The sequence below is a fragment of the Streptomonospora sediminis genome, assembly GCF_054778995.1.
The window spans coordinates 13,172-31,812 of record NZ_BAAGYZ010000112.1 but is presented as its reverse complement, the minus strand read 5'-3'; the positions used below and the strand labels follow the sequence as shown (position 1 = coordinate 31,812).

11 protein-coding genes and 1 pseudogene are annotated in these 18,641 nt (G+C 71.3%); 4 read left to right on the top strand and 8 right to left on the bottom strand.

All coding sequences use genetic code 11. The features are described 5' to 3' along the window. The first annotated feature begins 1 nt into the window (after nucleotide 1). Complete coding sequence (locus ACYVD5_RS21540) at nucleotides 2-1,291, top strand: cytochrome P450 family protein (protein WP_461002919.1); 1,290 nt, start codon at nucleotides 2-4, stop codon at nucleotides 1,289-1,291. 54 nt (nucleotides 1,292-1,345) lie between these two features. Here ACYVD5_RS21540 and miaB read toward each other — a convergent pair whose 3' ends face one another. The 4 genes from miaB to ACYVD5_RS21520 form a co-directional block, all read right to left on the bottom strand. Further along, on the bottom strand, nucleotides 1,346-2,812 hold the full coding sequence (miaB, locus tag ACYVD5_RS21535; RefSeq protein ID WP_461002998.1) for a tRNA (N6-isopentenyl adenosine(37)-C2)-methylthiotransferase MiaB: 1,467 nt from the start codon (nucleotides 2,810-2,812) through the stop codon (nucleotides 1,346-1,348). A gap of 106 nt (nucleotides 2,813-2,918) precedes the next feature. Further along, complete coding sequence (locus ACYVD5_RS21530; RefSeq protein ID WP_461002918.1) at nucleotides 2,919-5,216, bottom strand: TRAP transporter permease; 2,298 nt, start codon at nucleotides 5,214-5,216, stop codon at nucleotides 2,919-2,921. 52 nt (nucleotides 5,217-5,268) lie between these two features. Then, nucleotides 5,269-5,859: a DUF1850 domain-containing protein gene (locus ACYVD5_RS21525; RefSeq protein WP_461002917.1), complete on the bottom strand. Its 591-nt coding sequence runs from the start codon at nucleotides 5,857-5,859 to the stop codon at nucleotides 5,269-5,271. Then, a complete protein-coding gene (locus ACYVD5_RS21520) occupies nucleotides 5,846-6,835 on the bottom strand; it encodes a TAXI family TRAP transporter solute-binding subunit (protein WP_461002916.1) in 990 nt (329 codons plus the stop codon). Before ACYVD5_RS21520 ends, ACYVD5_RS21525 begins: the two co-directional genes overlap by 14 nt. A 309-nt stretch (nucleotides 6,836-7,144) precedes the next feature. On the opposite strand from ACYVD5_RS21520, the gene ACYVD5_RS21515 reads away from it, so the two are divergent. Then, complete coding sequence (locus tag ACYVD5_RS21515) at nucleotides 7,145-9,328, top strand: S9 family peptidase (RefSeq protein ID WP_461002915.1); 2,184 nt, start codon at nucleotides 7,145-7,147, stop codon at nucleotides 9,326-9,328. Nucleotides 9,329-9,419: 91 nt separating this feature from the next. Then, entirely contained in the window at nucleotides 9,420-9,941 is a 522-nt protein-coding gene (locus ACYVD5_RS21510) for a GNAT family N-acetyltransferase (protein ID WP_461002914.1), read from the top strand. A gap of 38 nt (nucleotides 9,942-9,979) precedes the next feature. Here ACYVD5_RS21510 and ACYVD5_RS21505 read toward each other — a convergent pair whose 3' ends face one another. The 4 genes and pseudogenes from ACYVD5_RS21505 to ACYVD5_RS21490 form a co-directional block, all read right to left on the bottom strand. Next, nucleotides 9,980-10,555, bottom strand: a complete 576-nt coding sequence (locus tag ACYVD5_RS21505; protein ID WP_461002913.1) for a regulatory protein RecX — start codon at nucleotides 10,553-10,555, stop codon at nucleotides 9,980-9,982. Further along, entirely contained in the window at nucleotides 10,548-12,818 is a 2,271-nt protein-coding gene (gene recA, locus ACYVD5_RS21500) for a recombinase RecA (RefSeq protein ID WP_461002997.1), read from the bottom strand. Before recA ends, ACYVD5_RS21505 begins: the two co-directional genes overlap by 8 nt. Continuing rightward, nucleotides 12,810-13,037: pseudogene (locus ACYVD5_RS21495) on the bottom strand (recombinase RecA); the annotation flags it as partial. The gene recA and the pseudogene ACYVD5_RS21495, both read right to left, overlap by 9 nt. Before the next feature lie 322 nt (nucleotides 13,038-13,359). Beyond that, on the bottom strand, nucleotides 13,360-13,554 hold the full coding sequence (locus ACYVD5_RS21490) for a DUF3046 domain-containing protein (RefSeq protein ID WP_461002912.1): 195 nt from the start codon (nucleotides 13,552-13,554) through the stop codon (nucleotides 13,360-13,362). A 175-nt stretch (nucleotides 13,555-13,729) separates the two neighbouring features. On the opposite strand from ACYVD5_RS21490, the gene ACYVD5_RS21485 reads away from it, so the two are divergent. Beyond that, nucleotides 13,730-18,637: a DEAD/DEAH box helicase gene (locus ACYVD5_RS21485; RefSeq protein ID WP_461002911.1), complete on the top strand. Its 4,908-nt coding sequence runs from the start codon at nucleotides 13,730-13,732 to the stop codon at nucleotides 18,635-18,637. The last annotated feature ends 4 nt before the right edge of the window (nucleotides 18,638-18,641 follow it).

The following is an 18,641-nucleotide window of genomic DNA, read 5'->3' as shown; positions in this document are numbered from 1 at the left end:
CATGAGCGCTTCCACCCAAGACACGACTCCGGACCCCGGTCCCGGCATCATCGACCCGCTCGACCCCGAACTCCTCCGCGACCCCTACACCGGGTTCGGGCGCATCCGCGAGCAGGCGCCGGCCGTGCGCGCCCGCAACCTCGACGGGTCACTGCTGTGGCTGGTCACCCGGCACGACGACGTCCGCCACGTCCTGGACGACCCGCGCTTCGCCAACAACCCGGTCTCCGTGCCGGGAATCGAAACCGACAAGCGCGCCGAACTCCTGGCCACCCTTGGGCTTCCCGAGGAGTACGTGCCCTATCTGGCCGACACCATGCTGGACAGCGACCCGCCCGACCACACCCGGCTGCGCAAGCTGGTTTCGCGCACCTTCACCGTGCGCCGCGTCAGCGAACTGCGGCCCCGCGTCGAGCAGATCACCGCCGACCTGCTCGACGCCCTGCCCGACCACGCCGAGGACGGCGTCGTCGACCTTGTCGAGCACTTCGCCTACCCGCTGCCCATCACCGTCATCTGCGAGATGGTCGGCGTGCCCGAGCAGGACCGGCCGCTGTGGCGCAAATGGGGCAACGACCTGGTCAACCTGCAGTCCCCGGAACGGATGGGGCCCGCAGTGGTCGACATGGTCGAGCACATCCGCACGATGATCGCCGAGCGGCGCGAAGCACCGGGCGACAGCCTCCTCGACGCCCTGATCGCCGTGCGCGACGACGACGGCGACCGGCTCACCGAGGACGAGCTGATCACCATGGTGCTCACTCTGGTCATCGCCGGGCACGAGACCACCGCCCACCTGATCGGCAACGGTGTCACAGCCCTGCTCACCCACCCCGACCAGCTCGCCCTGCTGCGCGGCGACCCCGAGCTCGCGCCGCGCGCCGTCCACGAGCTGATGCGCTGGTGCGGGCCGGTCATGGCGACCCGGCCGCGGTGGGCCACCGAGGACACCGCAATCGGCGATACGCAGATCCGCCAGGGCGATTCAGTGCAGGCGCTGCTGGTCACGGCCAACCGCGACCCGCGCAGGTTCGACGATCCCGCCCGGCTCGACATCACCCGCACCTACGAGACACGCGGCGAGCAGCACACCGGGTTCGGGCACGGCCTGCACTACTGCCTGGGCGCCGCACTGGCCCGCCAGGAAGGCGAGGTCGCCTTGACCGGCATCTTCGACCGCTACCCCGGCCTGGCGCTGGCCGTGGCTGAAGACGACCTGGAATGGATGCCGCGCCCGGGCCTGCGCCGGTTGATCCGGCTGCCGCTGCACCTGGGCGGCAGCCGGAGCTGAGGCGGGGCGGCACCGGCCGCACCGGCCGCCGCGGCGGGGCGCCCCGCCGCGGCCTCAGCCGGCCCCGCAGCCTTCAGTGGCCGCAGGCAGGGGTTCGGGGGCACCGACCGCGGGCATGCCCAGCAGCACACCGGGCTGGGCGGGTTCGCGGCCGTTGCGGGCCGCCCACGCGTCGCCGGCCCGGGTGTGGCGCACCGCACGCACACCGGAATCGGCCACCAAGTGGTGCGGGGCGGCGTAGGTGAGCTCGACGGTGGCGAGATCGCCCGGCCGCAGCGACGCCGCTGTGTCGTCGTCGACGGAGAAGTGCACCAGCCGGTTGTCGGGGGCGCGCCCCGACAGCCGGCGCCGCTCGCCGTCCTTGCGCCCTTCGCCTTCGGCCACCAGCAACTCGACTTCGTTGCCGACCAATTTCCGGTTCTCCTCGGCCGAAATCTGCTCCTGCAGGGCCACCAGGCGCTCATAGCGCTCCTGGACAACCTCCTTGGGCAGCTGGCCCTCCATCTCGGCGGCCGGGGTTCCGGGGCGCTTGGAGTACTGGAAGGTGAACGCAGCGGCGAAACGGGCCTCGCGCACCACGTTCAAGGTTTCCTGGAAATCGTCCTCGGTCTCGCCGGGGAAGCCCACGATTATGTCGGTGGTGATGGCGGCGTCGGGCATGGCGGCGCGCACCTTGTGCACGATGCCCAGGTAGCGCTCCTGGCGGTAGGACCGCCGCATCGCCTTCAGCACCCGGCTGGATCCCGACTGCAGCGGCATGTGCAACTGCGGCATGACATTAGGGGTCTCGGCCATCGCCTCGATGACGTCGTCGGTGAAGTCGCGCGGGTGCGGCGAGGTGAACCGCACGCGCTCCAGGCCCTCAATGCCGCCGCACGCCCGCAGCAGCTTGGAGAACGCCTGCCGGTCGCCGAACTCGCTGCCGTAGGCATTGACGTTCTGGCCCAGCAGGGTGACCTCGGCGACCCCCTCGCCGACCAAGGCCCGGACCTCGGCCAGGACGTCGCCGGGGCGGCGGTCCTTCTCCTTGCCGCGCAGCGCGGGGACGATGCAGAACGTACAGCTGTTGTTGCAGCCCACCGAGACCGACACCCAAGCGGCATAGGCGGACTCGCGGCGGCTGGGCAGTGTGGAGGGGAAGGTCGAAAGAGACTCCTCGATCTCGACCTGGGCCTCGCGCTGCACCCGGGCGCGCTCCAACAGCACCGGCAGCGACCCGATGTTGTGCGTGCCGAAGACCACGTCCACCCACGGCGCGCGGCGCACGATCTCGCCGCGGTCCTTCTGCGCCAGGCACCCCCCGACCGCGATCTGCATACCGGGTCGGGCGTCCTTGACCGGGCGCAGATGCCCGAGGTTGCCGTAGAGGCGGTTGTCGGCGTTCTCCCGGACCGCACAGGTGTTGAACACGACGACGTCGGCGGCGGTGCCCTCGGCTGCACGTTCGTAGCCCGCGTCCTCCAGCAGGCCCGAAAGGCGCTCGGAGTCGTGGACGTTCATCTGGCAGCCGTAGGTCCGCACTTGGTAGGTACGACTCTGGCTCACGCCCCCAGGCTAGGCCATGCCCGGCGGGCCGCCGTCCTGCCGGCGGGCCCGTCCCGGCGCAGGGACGGGCCCGCCGCGGCCCTCAGGGCACCGCCGGAGCCTGCGTGGGGCGGTCGCCCTGCGGGGCGCCGCGCGGGCCGCGGTTCCTCCAGAACTGCCAACCCAGCACCGCCGCCGCAACGGCCAACCCCGCGGCATCGCTCTCCCAGCCCGCGTGCAGCATCGCCAGCCCGGCCGCACCCACCAGCAGGCGCAGCGACCAGTGCAGGCGGGCCTGCACGTAGCCGACGACGGCGATACCCACCAGCCACACGCCCACCAGCGAGGTCGCCACCACCCAGGTGCCGGTCAGCCATGTCACGTCCTGCAGCAGCAACTGCGGGGAGAACACGAACATGTAGGGCACCAGGAACCCCGACACCGCGATCCGCACCGAGTGCACACCCGTCATGATCGGATTGCCGCCGGAGATCCCCGAGGCCGCATACGCCGCCAGGCAGACCGGCGGCGTGATGTCGGCCATCACCCCGAAGTAGTAGACGAACATGTGCGCCATCAGCAGCACCGCGACCGTGTTCTGCTCCACCCCCGGCTCCAGGATCACCATGATCGCGGGAGCGGCCAGCGTGGCGGTGATGACGTAGTTGGCCGTCGTGGGCACACCGATGCCCAGGATCAAACACGCCAGCATCGTCAGCACCAGGGTGCACAGCAGCAGCCCGGTCGTGGCGTCGAGCAGGCCGAAGGTGACCACCTGCAGCGCCGGAGCCAGAATCGACTCGGCCACACCCACCAGCCCGTCGCTGAGCTTGTTGCCCAAACCCGTCAGCGTGATGACACCGGCGATCATGCCCGCCGCCGCGCAGGCCACGATGATCGGCAGTGCAACCCGCGCCGCATCCACCAGGCCGTCGACCAGGCTCCACGGCGTCAGCCGGTCCTCCATCCCGCGCCAGCGCCGCAGCGCGAACATCACCACCTGCGTCAGCAGGTTCACCCCGACCGTCAGCCCGATCGCGCCCATCGCCGAGAAGATCGGCGAATAGCCCACCGACAGCAACCCGAACAGCCCGATGATCGGCACCAGCAGGTAGCCGCGGGTGGCCAGCAGCAACCGCACGTTGGGCAGCACGCTGCGGGGCATGCCGCGGATGCCCATCTTCTTGGCGTCGTAGTGCACGACCACGAACTGCGCGACGAAGAACAGCACCGCCGGGATGATCGCCGCCTGCAGGATCTGCAGGTAGGGGATGCCGGTGAACTCGATCATGATGAACGCCGCCGCACCCATGATCGGCGGCGCGATCTGCCCCCCGGTGGAGGACGCCGCCTCGACCGCGCCGGCATAGTTGGCCGGATAACCCGACCGCTTCATCATCGGGATGGTGAACGCGCCGTTGCTGACGGTGTTGGCCACCGAACTTCCGGTGATGGTGCCCGAGAACGCGCTGGTGACGATCCCGACCTTGGCGGTACCACCGGTCGCGCCACCGGTCAGTCCCAGCGCCAGGTCGGTGAAGAACCGTTCCATGCCCGTGCGGGTCAGCATCGCCGCGAAGATCAGGAACAGAAAGATGAACGTCGACGAGATCCCCAGCGGAGTGCCGAACACGCCCTCGGTACCCAGGAACAACTCGGTGACGATCCGGTCGATCGTGTAGCCGGAGTGGTGCAGGAAACCCGGCAGAATCGGGCCGAAGAACGCGTAGGCCACCATCAGCCCCGAAAGCACCACCAGGGCCGCGCCCAAGGTCCGCTGCGCAGCCACCAGCACCAACAGGATGCCCACTGTGCCCACCGCCACATTCGCGGGGTCGATGATGCCCTGGGTGCGCACGATGTCCTCATAGAACACGAACAGGTACAGCCCCGATCCGGCGCCCAGCACCGCCAGGACCACATCGGCCGCCGGAATCCCCATCGGCCGCAGCGGCACATAACGGGCGGCCTGCACCAGGGCCAGAACCGCCACCGCCGGAGCCAGCACGTACCACTCGGCGATGCCTTCGACAACGGTGTAGATGACGATGCCGACACCCGATGCCGTCAGCGCCCAGCCGTACCACCGCTGGCGCTGGGTCTCCTGAGGGGTGTGCGGGTACAGCAGAAACACCATGCCCAACCCCAGGGCCAGGTGGAACGCCCGCTGCTGCAGACCCGGGAAGGTACCGAAGTAGCCCGTGTAGAGGTGGAAAAGGCTCAGCAGCAGCCCCACCCCGAAGATCGTCCAGCGCCACAGCGGTCGTATGTCGCCGCGCACACCCGCCGTCTCGGCGGCGACATTGTGCTGTTCCAGTTCGGCGACCGCCTGCTGCGCATCGATGTCACTGAAGTCGGCGCCCTCCCCCGGCGGCGCCGCCGGCCGCGAGTCGCTCGTCATCGGCCATCCCTTCTTCGTTTCTCACGCCCGGTTCGTGCCCGGGCCGGCGCGCTCAGGGCCGGGCCCCGGGCCCGCCCTCGACGCTCCACTCCAGTCGTGTGCCGTACTCGGCGATGTCCAGCAGCCGTACGCGCCGCCCGTCCGGCAGCGACAGCACCTGGCCGGAATCAGGGCTGTTGACCATCAGCTGCAACGTGCCCAGCGGCCTCCCGTGGTGCAGCACCCGGTAGCCGTCCGGCTCGTGCAGGAACGTGGTGGTGGTCGAACCGATGTGCTCGGGCCCCACCGGCAGGTTCGCCCCGAAGGTGTCGAAGCGCATCTCCTCCATGGCCAGCAGGCCGGGCTCGGCGATCGAGAACTCCTCGGCCACCGGCCGTTTGCTCACCGAATGGGTGTAGCGCAGCGTCAGGTGCTCGCCTGCGGCAACCGGGCACGACAGCACCACGCGGCCCCGCTCGGTATCGGTGACCACGAAACGGAACCGCCGGCCGGCAGCACCGGAAGAGGTGGCGAGCAGCACGAGCAGGGCCGCGGCAAGCGCGCCCGAACCCGCGCGCACAGCACGGCGGCGCGCGAGAACCGGCCCGCGCGCCGCCGGTGCCGTCCCTCCCTCGGGCGGCCGGTCGCCGCTACCCGAGAACACCCTCTTCCTCGTAGTAGCGCTGCGCACCCGGGTGGAGCTCGACCGCGCCCATGCCTTCGGTGGCGGTGTCGAGCTTGACCTGCTCGCCGACGTCGTGTCCGATCTCGCCGGCACGCTCGTACATCTCCTTCACGAGGCTGTACGCCGTCTCCTCATCCAGGTCGGCCGTCGTGTACAGCGTCGCCCAGTTGGTGACGGTCTCAGCGGCTTCGTCCTGGTTGTTGTACGTGCCGGCCTCGATCGTCAGCGGGCTGTAGCTCGGGTTGTCGGAAGTGAGCGTGTCCAGGCCATCGCCGGTGATGTCGACCAGGTTCACGTCGCTGGTGGTGGCGACCTGCTCGATGCTGCCCGCCGGCAGCGCCAGGATCGCGAACGCGGCGTCGGTCTGGCCGTCGCTGAGCTTGGAGGAGGCGTCCTCGAACGTGCTGTTGAAGGTCTCCATGTCGTCCATGCTCATGCCATAGGCCTCGATGATCTGCTGGGCGGCCACGGCCGTGCCGCTGCCGGGCGGGCCGATGTCGACCCGCTTGCCCTCCAGATCCTCGATGGTCTCGATGCCGGACTCCTCGGTGGCCACGATCTGCAGCACCTCGGGGTAGACATTGCCGAGCATGCGCACGTCGCCCGGGTTGGACAGGGGCTCGTCGGAGAAGTCGGCGGCGCCGTCGACCGCATTGGCCGCGACCCCGTTGATCGCCATGACCAGCTCGTTCTCGCCCTGGTCGAGCAGCCGCATGTTCTCCACCGAGGCGCCGCTGGACTGCGTACCGACGTTGACGCCCTCGATGTTGTCCGACCAGATCTGGGCGATCTCGCTACCAAGGGGGTAGTACGTGCCGCCGGTGCTGCCTGTCGCCATGGTCATTTCGCCGCCGGCCCCGGCATCGCCGACACCGCAGCCCGCGAGCGCGATGACGCCTGCGGCGGTAGCCGCCGTGACGCCCGCAAGCCGCCCGGTCGTGAGTCCCGTCCTCATTGCGCGAGTCCTCCTCGAAGAGTGCGCTGCGGCGGTGCTGTAGCACCGACGCGAGCCCCTGAAGTGCCTAGCGTGGTTACCGGCCCTGAACATTGGCTGGACTATAGGCAGCACCGTGATACGTCATCGCGCACGGCGGATTACAACTAGGGAACGAATGGCCGGATACGGTGGCCCCGCGGCACCGGAGCACCCCATGCACGGCACCGCACGACCACCCGCCTGCCTGGCCGTCCTACTGCGCTGACGGCCTTATACCACTAAGGTCGACATGTCATTCCTAAAGCCCACAGAGTGCAAAGTTTCCCCATGACCGACCGCGTGACGGCCCCCTACGGCGCCTGGCCATCGCCCATCGCTGCGAGTGACGTCGCCCAAGGAGAACGGCGGCTGGGCTACCCCAGCGTCGCGGGCGAGCAGACCTGGTGGGAGGAGTCCCGCCCCGACCAGGGCGGACGCACCACCGTCATGCACCGGGACGCCGACGGCGCACTGAGCGAGCTGCTCGGCGCGACCTGGGACGTGCGCACCCGCGTCCACGAATACGGCGGCCGCTCCTACCTGCCGGTACCACCCCGCGACGGCACGGACCCCACCCGCTACGGCATCGTCTTCGCCAACCGCGGCGACCAGCGGCTCTACCTGCTGGAGCACGGCGCCGCCACACCCTCGCCCCTCACCCCCGAACCCCGCACTCCCGCTGGGCTGCGCTACGCCGACCTCACCCTCAGCCCTGACGGCGAACGCATCATCTGCGTCCGGGAAAGCCACCCCGCCCCCGGCGGCCACGGCGGGGACGGCGACCAGCAGGGCCAACACGGCCAAGACCCGCAGCGCCCGACCCGATCGATCGTGTCCGTGCCGCTGTCGGGCCGCGCCGCAGGCGACCCCGGCGCCGTCACCGAACTCGTCACCGGCGCCGACTTCTACGCCTGCCCCACCCCCGCACCCGGCGGAGAACACCTGGCCTGGATCACCTGGAACCACCCCCGCATGCCCTGGGACGGCACCGAACTGCGCGTGGGCACCCTCGAAAACGGCACGGTCACCGGCGCCTACACCCTCAAAGGCGGCGTCAACGAATCGGTGCTCTCCCCCGCATGGCGCGACGACACCACCATCGCCTTCCTCTCCGACTGGCCCGGCTGGTGGAACCTCTACGAGATCGGCCTGACCGGACCGGCCCTCGCGCTCTACCCCGCCGAAGAAGAGTTCACCCACGGCTTCTCCCTGGGCATGCAGCCCTACCAGCGGCTCGACGACGGCCGCCTGGTCACCCTGCACGGCCACACCGACCTCACCCCCGGTGTCTACAATCCCGCAACCGCGGAACTGTCCCTTTTGGAAACCGGGCTGGAAAGCTGGCAGACCCTGGCCGGCGACGGACGCACCATCATCGGGCTCGCCGCCGGCACCCGCACCCCCCAGAGCCTGGTGCGGCTCGACCCCGGCGACGGCAGCGTCGAGGTGCTGCGCCGGTCGCGCGACGACCTGCCCGAAGCCGACTACCTGCCCACCCCGCGCACCACCACCTTCAGCGGTCGCTACGGCGGCACCGTGCACGCCACCGTCTACCCGCCCGCCAACCCCGGTGCCACCGGCGAGGGACCCGCCCCCTACGCGGTGTGGGTGCACGGCGGCCCGGTCGCCAAAGCGCTCACCGCACTCGACCTCACCAAGGCCTACTTCACCAGCCGCGGCATCGGCATCGTGGACGTCAACTACGGCGGTTCCATCGGGTTCGGGCGCACCTACCGCGAACGCCTGCACGGGCAGTGGGGCGTCGTCGATGTGGAGGACGCCACCGCGGCCGCACAGGGCCTGGTCCAGGAAGGCGCCGCCGACCCCGAACGCCTGGCGGTGCGCGGCGGCAGCGCCGGGGGGCTGACCACGCTGCTCGCGTTGTGCGGCGACACCTTCGCCTGCGGAACATCGCAGTGGGGCGTGACCGACCTGCTGCGGCTGGCCGCCGAAACCCACGACTTCGAGTCGCGGTTCCTCGACGGACTGGTCGGGCCGCTGCCGGGCTACGCCGCCACCTACCGCGAACGCTCCCCCATCAACCGGGCCGCCGAATTGTCGGCGCCGGTACTGATCCTGCAGGGCACCGACGACCCCGTCGTACCACCCAACCAGGCCCGCGCGCTGGCGGCCGGGCTGGGCGAACGCGGTGTCCGGCACGCTCTGGTGGAGTTCGACGGCGAAGGGCACGGCCTGCGCTCCGCCGCGAACCAGCAGCGGGCGCTGGAAGCGGAACTGGCGTTCTACGGCGAGGTCTTCGGGTTCACCCCGCCCGATGTGCCCTCGATCGAACTGGTCACCGAGTACGCCGCCGGCGGGTCCGGCCCCGGCCCCGCCGACCCGCCGGACACCGCGGCAGCAGACACCCCAACGGCCGAACCCGGCCACGGTGATGCCTCCGACGCCGACCTGGTCGCCGAGCCCCTGCCCCCGCTCGAAGACCGCACCGACGAACGGGCGCACCGCTCTTAGAGCCGCGGGAACCGCCGGCCGGGTGGACCGGGCAGACCGGTTCGGCCCGGCCGGCGGTTCCCGCGCACCGTCGCATACCCAAGGACCCGCAATGCCCACAACGCGGCTCGTATCCGCCGACGATGCACCCGTCCTCGCCGAACTGCTGCGGAACAACCGGGAGTTCCTCGCTCCCTGGGAACCGGCCCGCGACGACCGCTACTTCACCGCAAAACACCAGCAGGCCGTTGTCCTGCACGCACTGCGCGAGCACGCGGCCGACCGGATGCTGCCGCAGGTCATCCTCGACGACGCCGCACAGGTTGTCGGCCGGATCACCGTGAACGGCATAGTCCGCGGCGCGTTCCAGTCGGCGAGCATCGGCTACTGGGTCGGCCGGAGCCACAACGGCCGCGGTCTGGCGACCAAGGCCGTCAACGAAACCGTGCACACCGTCTTTGCCGGGCTGGGGCTGCACCGGCTCCAAGCCGAGACCCTGCCGCACAACACGGCATCGCAGCGGGTACTGCAGCGCAACGGTTTCGCCGCCTACGGCAGAGCCCCGCAGTACCTGCAGATCGCCGGCGAATGGCAGGACCACATCCTCTACCAACTCCTCAACCCGAGCTGGTGACCCGGGCGCGCCGGGACCGCCCCGGCGCCGGCGCAGCGCTACTCCGTATCGGGATCGGGCAGCTCGACCTCGGCGCCTTCGGCCTCCAGTTCCTCGCGCACCACCCGGTAGGCCAACCCCGCCGAATACCCCTTGCGCGCCAGCATGGCCAGGGTGCGCCGCGCCCGCGCCGCGGAGTCGTGCCCGCGCGAACCACCGAGTTTGCGCCGCGCGAGCCGGCGGGCGGTCTCCTCCTCCTGATCGGCGCTGAGATCGTCGACCGCGTCGCGGACCGTGTCCTCGGCCACGCCGCGCCGCCGCAGCTCGGCCGCCAATGCCTTGCGCCCCAGCCCGCGCCCCGCATGCCGGGAGTCGACCCAGGCATCGGCAAATGCGGCGTCGTCGATCAGCCCGACCTCGCTGAAGCGCCCCAGCACGGACTCGGCCACGTCTTCGTCGATCCCGCGACGCCGCAGCGCCTGGGCGAGCTGGGCCCGCGTGCGCGGAGCCGAGGTCAGCAGGCGCAGGCAGATGCCGCGCGCCTTGGCCTCGGGGTCCTCGCAGTCAACGGACCCGCCCGCCCAGGAACCGGGTTCGGGGACGTTGTCGCCGATGGTGTCGTCCGGATCAGGCATCCGCAGGCGGGGTGGCCTTGGTCCGGCTCGTCCGCTTGGCCGCCGCGGGTGCTGCGGCCGCCGCGTCGGTGTCCTTGCCCGCTGCGTCCTTACCTGCGGCGTCCTTGGTGCCGGTGTCCTTCGCCGGGGTCTTGGTGTCGGCCGCCTTGGTGTCGGTGGCGCCCGCGGAACCGGCGGAGTCGTCGCCGGCGCTGGGCACGCCCAGCTTCTCCTTGATCTTCTTCTCGACCTCGTTGGCCATGTCGACGTTCTCGCGCAGGAAGTTGCGCGAGTTCTCCTTGCCCTGCCCGAGCTGGGTGCCCTCGTAGGTGTACCAGGCGCCGGACTTGCGCACGACGCCCTGCTCGACACCGAGGTCGATCAGCGCGCCCTCGCGCGAGATCCCCACCCCGTAGAGGATGTCGAACTCGGCCTGCTTGAACGGCGGCGCGACCTTGTTCTTCACGACCTTGACCCGGGTCCGGTTCCCGACCGCGTCGGTTCCGTCCTTCAACGTCTCGATCCGCCGCACATCCAACCGCACCGACGAATAGAACTTCAGCGCACGGCCGCCGGTGGTCGTTTCGGGACTCCCGAACATGACTCCGACCTTTTCGCGAAGTTGGTTGATGAAAATCGCGGTTGTCCCGGTTGAGTGCAATGCACCGGCAATTTTGCGGAGGGCCTGCGACATCAGGCGTGCCTGGAGACCGACGTGGCTGTCGCCCATTTCGCCCTCGATCTCGGCGCGGGGGACCAGTGCGGCCACGGAGTCGACGACCAGGATGGAGACCGCGCCCGAACGGATCAGCATGTCGGCGATTTCCAGCGCCTGTTCGCCGGTATCGGGCTGGGAAAGCAGGAGATCGTCGGTGTTGACGCCGATCTTCTTTGCGTATTCCGGGTCGAGCGCGTGCTCGGCATCGATGAATGCGGCGATCCCGCCGGCCTTTTGCGCGCTGGCCACGGCGTGCAGGGCGACGGTGGTGTTGTGGGACAGCATGCCTTCGGCCACGAAGCTGTGGGTGTCGGGCAGCATGAGGTCGAAGGTGGGCTGGAGCCCGCCGTCCTCGATGGCGGCGACCGCCTCGTAGGTGTGGGGGGCCGCGGCGAGGTGGCGCAGGTAGTCCAGGACCGGCCGGATGGACGGGCCGATCAGGTGCGGGCGGTCGTCGGCCCAGCGGATGATGTTGCGCAGGGTCTCGCGGCCGCAGGGAACATCGACATCGGTGCGGAAGAGGTCGCCCGCCACGTCGTCGAAGTGGCGGTCGCCGCCGACCGAGTCGCGCAGACTGCGCACCAGGCCGCTCAGGTGCGGGATGCTTTCCAGGCGGGCATTGTGCAGGGTCAACCGGAAGTTGCGGTCGATCTGGGCCTGCCGGCGCGCGGAGCGGAACCCGACCTCGTCGAGGAAGCGGTGGGTGACTGTCGGGTTGACAGTGACGCTCCAGTACGTGCGCTGGTATTCGGCGTTGTACTTGCCGTAGATCGAAGCGGGCACGCCCAACCCGTAGAGCAGCAACTGGACGTCGCGGGCGAGCTGTTCGGATGCGGTGCCCAGGCCCACGGTGGAGCCGGAGTCGATCCATCCGTCGCCCTCGAACAGCGCCGAAAGGAAGGCGCGCTGGGCCTTGTCGCCGGCGGTGCGGACGCAGCGGGGGACGGTTTTCTCGGCTGCGCCGCAGTAGCCCAGGCCGTAGGTGTCGGCCACGCGGGCGCGCACCGCCTTGCCGGAGACCACATACTCGGTGCAGTTCTTGCCGGCGTACTCGCGGACCTCGGTGTCGAGGAGCCAGCGGGCCAGCGCGCTGAACTCGGCGCCGACCTCGGGGTCTCCGTTGGTGAACTGCAGCTTGTAGGGATCGCCCAGCGTGCCCTCGGCGACGAGGTAGCCGAGGAAGACGGCCTCGTCCTCGCTGAGGCCGTCGCCCGAGGCGGCCTCCTTTGCGCCGAACCGGGCCGAGACGACGGTGTCGCCGGTGGAGATGTCGCCCGCCTTGCGCCAGACGATGTATCCGTCGGTGTTGATGACACGGAGCGGGTGGTTGTGCGTGACCGAGATGCGGCGGCCGGATTCGAGGGTGATGCGCAGTACGGGTTTGCGGTTGTTGTGGGTGAGCGCGGCGACGGGTTCGAGTTCGCCGCGCTCGTTGACGGCGCGGATGCCCTGGTCGCGGATATCGGTGGTGCGGCTGGTGCAGGAGGCGGGCTGCCCGGCGCGCTCGAACAGTTCCTCAACGGTTTCCAGCCCGCGGTCGGTCCACACGCGGGTATCGGCGACCAGACACTTGCCGGAGGACTCGGGCCCGTAGATCTCAACAATACGGCCGCGCGGAATTCCGCCGATCCCCAGGGCGAGGTCGAGGGAAATGGAGCCGGAAGGGAAGTATTCGATCGGGGGGCGTTGGTCATCGCCGAGGCGCATGACGGAGCCCTTGCCGAACTGGCGCTCGATCTGAGCGAGCGCGGTTTCGAGAGCCTTGTCTCGATCTGCAGCAGCCACGGGGAACCCCTGTTGGGTCGACGTCTTCTTGTTCATATTGGGAGCGACGCTACGCGGTGGCTAGGACAAACCTCGACCGCGTTGGCGCGCCTGTGGACAAGTGCGGCGGTCTGGTGACGGCCGCCGGCAGGTGCCCGCTCGCAGACGCCCGGCCCAGGGGCGCCGTGGTCCGGGCGGAGGCCGACGCGGCGATCCCACCGGCCCCGGATACACCACCAGCCTACCCGAACCTCTGTTCGACCGCCCGCCGTCCCCAGGCATCCCGGCGCGTCGCCGCGGGCACGCAGCCGTCCGGCCGCGCCGGATCCGGGCCTGCCCGCGGTCAGCGCGCGCCGGCCGGGAGGTCGAAGGTCTCGCAGACAGCGCGCCACACCTCCTTGGGGTTGACGCCGGCGGAGAGGGCCTGTTCGACCGTGCGCGAGCCGAGGATGTCGATGACGTGGTCGCGGGCGAGGCTGTCGGCGTAGGCCTCGCCGAACTGGCCGTACATGCGCTCCCAGAAGTGCGAAAGTCTCATTGCCTCCAGTATCGAACCCCCGCGGCGGTGCTGTCACCTCCGGGGACGCCGGCCGGAAGCGCACCGGGCCGCGGTCGGGCGCCCGCTCGGGGCGCAGCCGCCCGCACTCCGCGCCATCCGCCGTACTCGCCGTATGCTGCTCGGTTTCGTCGGTACCGCGTTGCAGACTGGTCACATGTCCTCTGTTGGCGATCCCGGCTCCAGTGCCTCCGGCACCGGCCGCGGCGGGGGCGGCGCCCATCCGCTGCGCCGTTTCTCGCAGGCGACACGTACCTGGTTTGAGGGGGCTTTTCCCGCAGGGCCCACTCCGGCGCAGATCAGCGCGTGGGATTCGGTGTCGCGGGGCGAGAACACGCTGGTGGTCGCCCCGACCGGGTCGGGCAAGACCCTTTCGGCATTCCTGTGGGCGCTGGACGGTCTCGCTGCGGCGCCGGTGCCCGATGACCGGGTGCGGCGCTGCCGCGTGCTGTATGTGTCGCCGTTGAAGGCGCTGGCCGCCGATATCGAGCGCAACCTGCGGGTTCCGCTGTCGGGTATCCGGCGGGCGGCCCAGGCGGCGGGTCTTGAGCCGACGGAGCTGTCGGTTGGGATGCGCACCGGCGATACCCCCGCCAACGAGCGGCAGCGGCTGGCGCGGCGGCCGCCGGACATCCTGATCACCACGCCGGAATCGCTGTTTCTGGTGCTGACCTCGCAGGCGCGGGCGGGGCTGGCCGGTGTCGAGACCGTGATCGTCGACGAGGTGCACGCGCTGGCGGGCACGAAGCGGGGTGCGCATCTGGCGCTGAGCCTGGAGCGGTTGGACGCGCGGCTGGATGCTCCGGCGCAGCGGATCGGATTGTCGGCGACCGTGCGGCCTCCCGAGGAGGTCGCGGCGTTTCTGGGCGGGCCGCGGCCGGCTTCGGTGGTGGCGCCGCCGAACACGCCGTCGCTGGATGTGCGGATCGCGGTGCCCGTCGAGGACATGGCCGAGTTGGAGTCGGCGGTGCCGGCGGGGCGGTCGGACGACCGGGCGTCCAAGGCGCGCAGGTCGATCTGGCCGCATGTCGAGGAACGGGTGCTGGATTTGGTCGAGGGGCACCGCTCCTCGATCGTGTTCTGCAATTCGCGGCGGGTGGCCGAGCGGTTGTGTGCGCGGTTGAACGAGCTGGCCGAGGAACGCCGCGCGGTCGGCGGGGGTGCGGCCGGGCCGGGTGGATCGGCGGGGGCTGCTGCTCCGCCCGGCGCGTCTTCCCCCGCGCCGGGCGGTCCGGCCGCACCGCGGTTGTCTCCTGCCGAGGTGATGGCCGAGGCGGGGCAGGGTTACGGGGCTGAGCCGGGGGTGGTCGCGCGGGCGCACCACGGTTCGGTGTCCAAGGATGAGCGCGCGTTGATCGAGGCCGACCTGAAGGCGGGGCGGCTGCCGTGCGTGGTGGCGACCTCCAGTCTGGAGTTGGGCATCGATATGGGTGCGGTGGACCTGGTGGTGCAGGTGGAGTCGCCGCCTTCGGTCGCCAGCGGGCTGCAGCGGGTGGGGCGGGCCGGCCACCATGTGGGCGAGGTTTCACGGGGGGTGCTGTTTCCGAAGTACCGGGGCGATCTGCTGACGGCGTCGGTGGTGGTGGAGCGGATGCGGCAGGGGCGGATCGAGGAGTTGCAGATGCCGCACAACCCGCTGGATGTGCTGGCCCAGCAGGTGGTGGCGATGGCGGCGATGGAGGAGTGGGAGGTGGCGGGGCTCGGGGCGCTGGTGCGCCGGGCGGCTCCGTTCGCGTCGCTGCCGGATTCGGCGCTGTCGGGGGTGCTGGACATGCTGTCGGGCCGCTATCCCTCCGACGAGTTCGCGGAGTTGCGGCCGCGGTTGGTGTGGGATCGCGACGGCGGGAGCCCGGGTTCGGGCGGCACGGTGTCGGGGCGGCCGGGTGCGCAGCGGCTGGCGGTGACCAGCGGAGGGACCATTCCCGACCGGGGCACCTATGCGGTGCATCTGGCCGCGGGCGGCGGCGGTGGTCCCAGCCGGGTGGGTGAGCTGGACGAGGAGATGGTCTACGAGTCGCGGGTGGGCGACGTGTTCGTGCTGGGTGCGAGCGCGTGGCGGATCGAGTCGATCACCGCCGACCGGGTGACCGTGTCTCCGGCGCCGGGGCGGCCGGGCCGGCTGCCGTTCTGGAAGGCCGATGCGCAGGGGCGTCCGGCGGAGTTGGGCCGGGCGATCGGGGCGATGGCGCGCGAGTTGAGCGGCGCGGAGGGGCCGGCGGCGGTCGAGCGGGCGCGCGGGGCGGGGCTGGACGAGTGGGCCGCGGCCAACCTGGTGGATTACCTGGGCGAGCAGGCGGAGTCGACCGGGTGGGTGCCCGACGAGCGCACGGTGGTGGTCGAGCGGTTCCGCGACGAGTTGGGCGATTGGCGCGCGGTGGTGCATTCGCCGCTGGGCGCGCGGGTGCATGCGCCGTGGGCGCTGGTGATCGGTGCGCGGTTGCGGGAGCGCTACGGGATGGATGCGCAGGTGGTGCACGGCGACGACGGGATCGTGGTGCGGCTGCCGGATGTGGACGATCCGGGCGGGGGCGGGACTGAGGGCGGGTCCGGGAGCGGTACCGCGCGCTCGCGCCGCGGCGGTGCCGGTGGAGGTGCCGGTGGATTGGCGGATTCGCTGGTGGTGGCTCCCGAGGAGGTCGAGGACGCGGTCACCGCGGAGTTGGGCGGGTCGGCGCTGTTCGCGGCGCGGTTCCGGGAGTGTGCGGCACGGGCGCTGCTGCTGCCGCGGCGCCGCCCGGGCCGGCGTATGCCGTTGTGGCAGCAGCGGCAGCGTTCGGCGCAGCTGCTGGCGGTGGCGGGCCGGTTCGGGTCGTTTCCGATCGTGTTGGAGGCGGTGCGGGAGTGCCTGCGCGATGTGTTCGACGTGGGCGGCTTGGTCGGGCTGATGGCTGATGTGCGCGCGCGGCGGGTGCGGGTGGTCGAGGTCGAGACCCAGCGGGCGTCGCCGTTCGCGCAGTCGTTGCTGATGGGGTACACGGCGGCGTTTCTGTACGAGGGCGACGCCCCGTTGGCGGAGTTGCGGGCGCAGGCGCTCACGTTGGATTCGGAGCTGCTGGCCGACCTGCTGGGGCAGGCGGATCTGCGGGAGCTGCTGGATGCCGAGGTGGTCGCCGAGTATGACGCGTGGTTGCAGCGGTTGGTGCCGCAGCGGCGGATGGATCCGGCGCTGGGGCGGGAAGGTGCGGCGGATCTGCTGCGGGAGTTGGGGCCGCTGACCGAGGAGGAGGCCGCCGAGCGGGGGGTTGGCGCCGAGTCGTTGGCGGAGCTGGGGCGGGTGCGGCGCGCTGTGCGGGTGCGGGTGTCAGGCGAGCGGCGGTGGGCTGCGGTGGAGGACGCGGCGCGGTTGCGCGATGGTGCAGGGGCGGTGCTGCCGGACTGGTTGGCGGGGGCGGCGGCTGAGCACGGGGCTCCGCGGGGTGGTGCGGATGGCGGTGCTGGTGATGGCGCTGATGGGGGTTTCGCCGGGACCGCCGCGGCGTTCGCGGCGCCGGTGGCCGATCCGCTGGGGGATCTGGTGCTGCGGTATGCGCGTACGCACGGCCCGTTCACTGCCGGTGCCGCGGCGGCACGGTTCGGGTTGGACCGGGGCGCGGTGGCCGAGGTCCTGCGCCGGCTGGCGGGTGCGGGGCGGATCGTCGAGGGCGAGTTCCGCCCGGGCGGCCAGGGCACGGAGTGGTGCGACCCCGATGTGCTGCGGGCCTTGCGGCGGCGGTCGATCGCACGGCTGCGCCGCGAGGTGGAGCCGGTGCCGCAGCGGGCGCTGGGGCGGTTCGTGCCGGCGTGGCAGCATGTGGGGCCGGTGGGCGGCGGGGGTGCCGCCGAGGGGCGGCTGCGCGGGCCCGATGCGGTGTTGGAGGCGGTGGAGTCGTTGCGGGGGGCGCCGGTTCCGGCGTCGGCGTTGGAGACGCTGGTGCTGCCGGCGCGGGTTGCGGGGTATACGCCGGCGCTGCTGGATGAGTTGACCCACGCGGGCGAGGTGCTGTGGGCGGGGGCGGGTCCGCTTGCGGGCAATGACGGGTGGGTGTGCCTGGTTCCGGCCGATGAGGCTGCGGAGCTGCTGCCGGAGCCCGTCCAGGTGCCGGCTGAGTCGGCGGAGTCGGCGGAGCCGGCGGGGGCGCAGGCGGCGGTGTTGGCGGCATTGCGGGCGGGCGGCGCGCTGTTCTTCCGCGATATCGCCGACCGGGTGGTGCGCGCCGCGGGGGTGGCGGCGGTTTCGGATGCCGCGGTCGTGGCGGCGTTGTGGGAGCTGGTGTGGGCGGGCCTGGTCAGCAATGATTCGCCGGCGCCGTTGCGCGCGCTGCTGGGTGCGGGTTCCACGGCGCACCGCAGCAGGTCGCGGCGGCCGGTGCTGCCGAGCCGGATGGGTCCGCCGACTGCTGGGGGGCGGTGGTGGCTGCTGCCGGAGCGCGCCGATGCGACTCGGCGGTTGGCGGCGGGCACGGCTGCACTGTTGGACCGCTACGGGGTGGTGACTCGGGGGCCGGTGGTGGCCGAGCAGGTCCGCCGCGGCGACCGCCGTTCGGGCGGCCGGGGTGCGGGCGGGTTCAGTGCGGTGTATCCGGTGCTGCGGGGGTTCGAGGAGGCGGGGCGTGCGCGGCGGGGGTATTTCGTCGAGGGGTTGGGGGCGGCCCAGTTCGCGCTGCCGGGTGCGGTTGACCGGTTGCGTGCCGTTGGCGGCGCGGGGGCGGCGGATACCGAGGAGCCTCCGGTGGTGCTTGCCGCGGCGGATCCCGCCAATGTTTACGGTGCTGCGCTGCCGTGGCCTGCTGCGGCGGGGTCCGCGGGGCGTCCGGGCCGCAAGGCGGGCGCGTTGGTGGTTCTGGACGGCGGGGTGGCGACCCTGTATTTGGAGCGCGGCGGCCGTTCGGCGCTGACGTTCGGTTCGTCGGTGCGGCGGTTGGAGCGTGCGGCGGGGGCTCTTGCGGAGCTGGTGCATGCGGGCGGTGTGGAGTCGTTGACGGTGGAGCGCTGCGATGGTGCGGAGGTGTTCGGCACGCCGTTGGATGCGGCGCTGGCCGGCGCGGGCTTCCATGCCACGCCGAAGGCGCTGCGGTTGCGCCGCTGATTCG

Excerpts from the sequence above, each read along its gene's own strand:
- ACYVD5_RS21490 (WP_461002912.1), bottom strand. The coding sequence starts at position 13,554 with ATGAGACTTTCGCACTTCTGGGAGCGCATGTACGGCCAGTTCGGCGAG.
- ACYVD5_RS21530 (WP_461002918.1), bottom strand. The coding sequence starts at position 5,216 with ATGACGAGCGACTCGCGGCCGGCGGCGCCGCCGGGGGAGGGCGCCGAC.
- ACYVD5_RS21505 (WP_461002913.1), bottom strand. The coding sequence starts at position 10,555 with ATGCCTGATCCGGACGACACCATCGGCGACAACGTCCCCGAACCCGGT.
- ACYVD5_RS21540 (WP_461002919.1), top strand. The coding sequence starts at position 2 with ATGAGCGCTTCCACCCAAGACACGACTCCGGACCCCGGTCCCGGCATC.
- ACYVD5_RS21515 (WP_461002915.1), top strand. The coding sequence starts at position 7,145 with ATGACCGACCGCGTGACGGCCCCCTACGGCGCCTGGCCATCGCCCATC.
- ACYVD5_RS21520 (WP_461002916.1), bottom strand. The coding sequence starts at position 6,835 with ATGAGGACGGGACTCACGACCGGGCGGCTTGCGGGCGTCACGGCGGCT.
- ACYVD5_RS21485 (WP_461002911.1), top strand. The coding sequence starts at position 13,730 with ATGTCCTCTGTTGGCGATCCCGGCTCCAGTGCCTCCGGCACCGGCCGC.
- ACYVD5_RS21510 (WP_461002914.1), top strand. The coding sequence starts at position 9,420 with ATGCCCACAACGCGGCTCGTATCCGCCGACGATGCACCCGTCCTCGCC.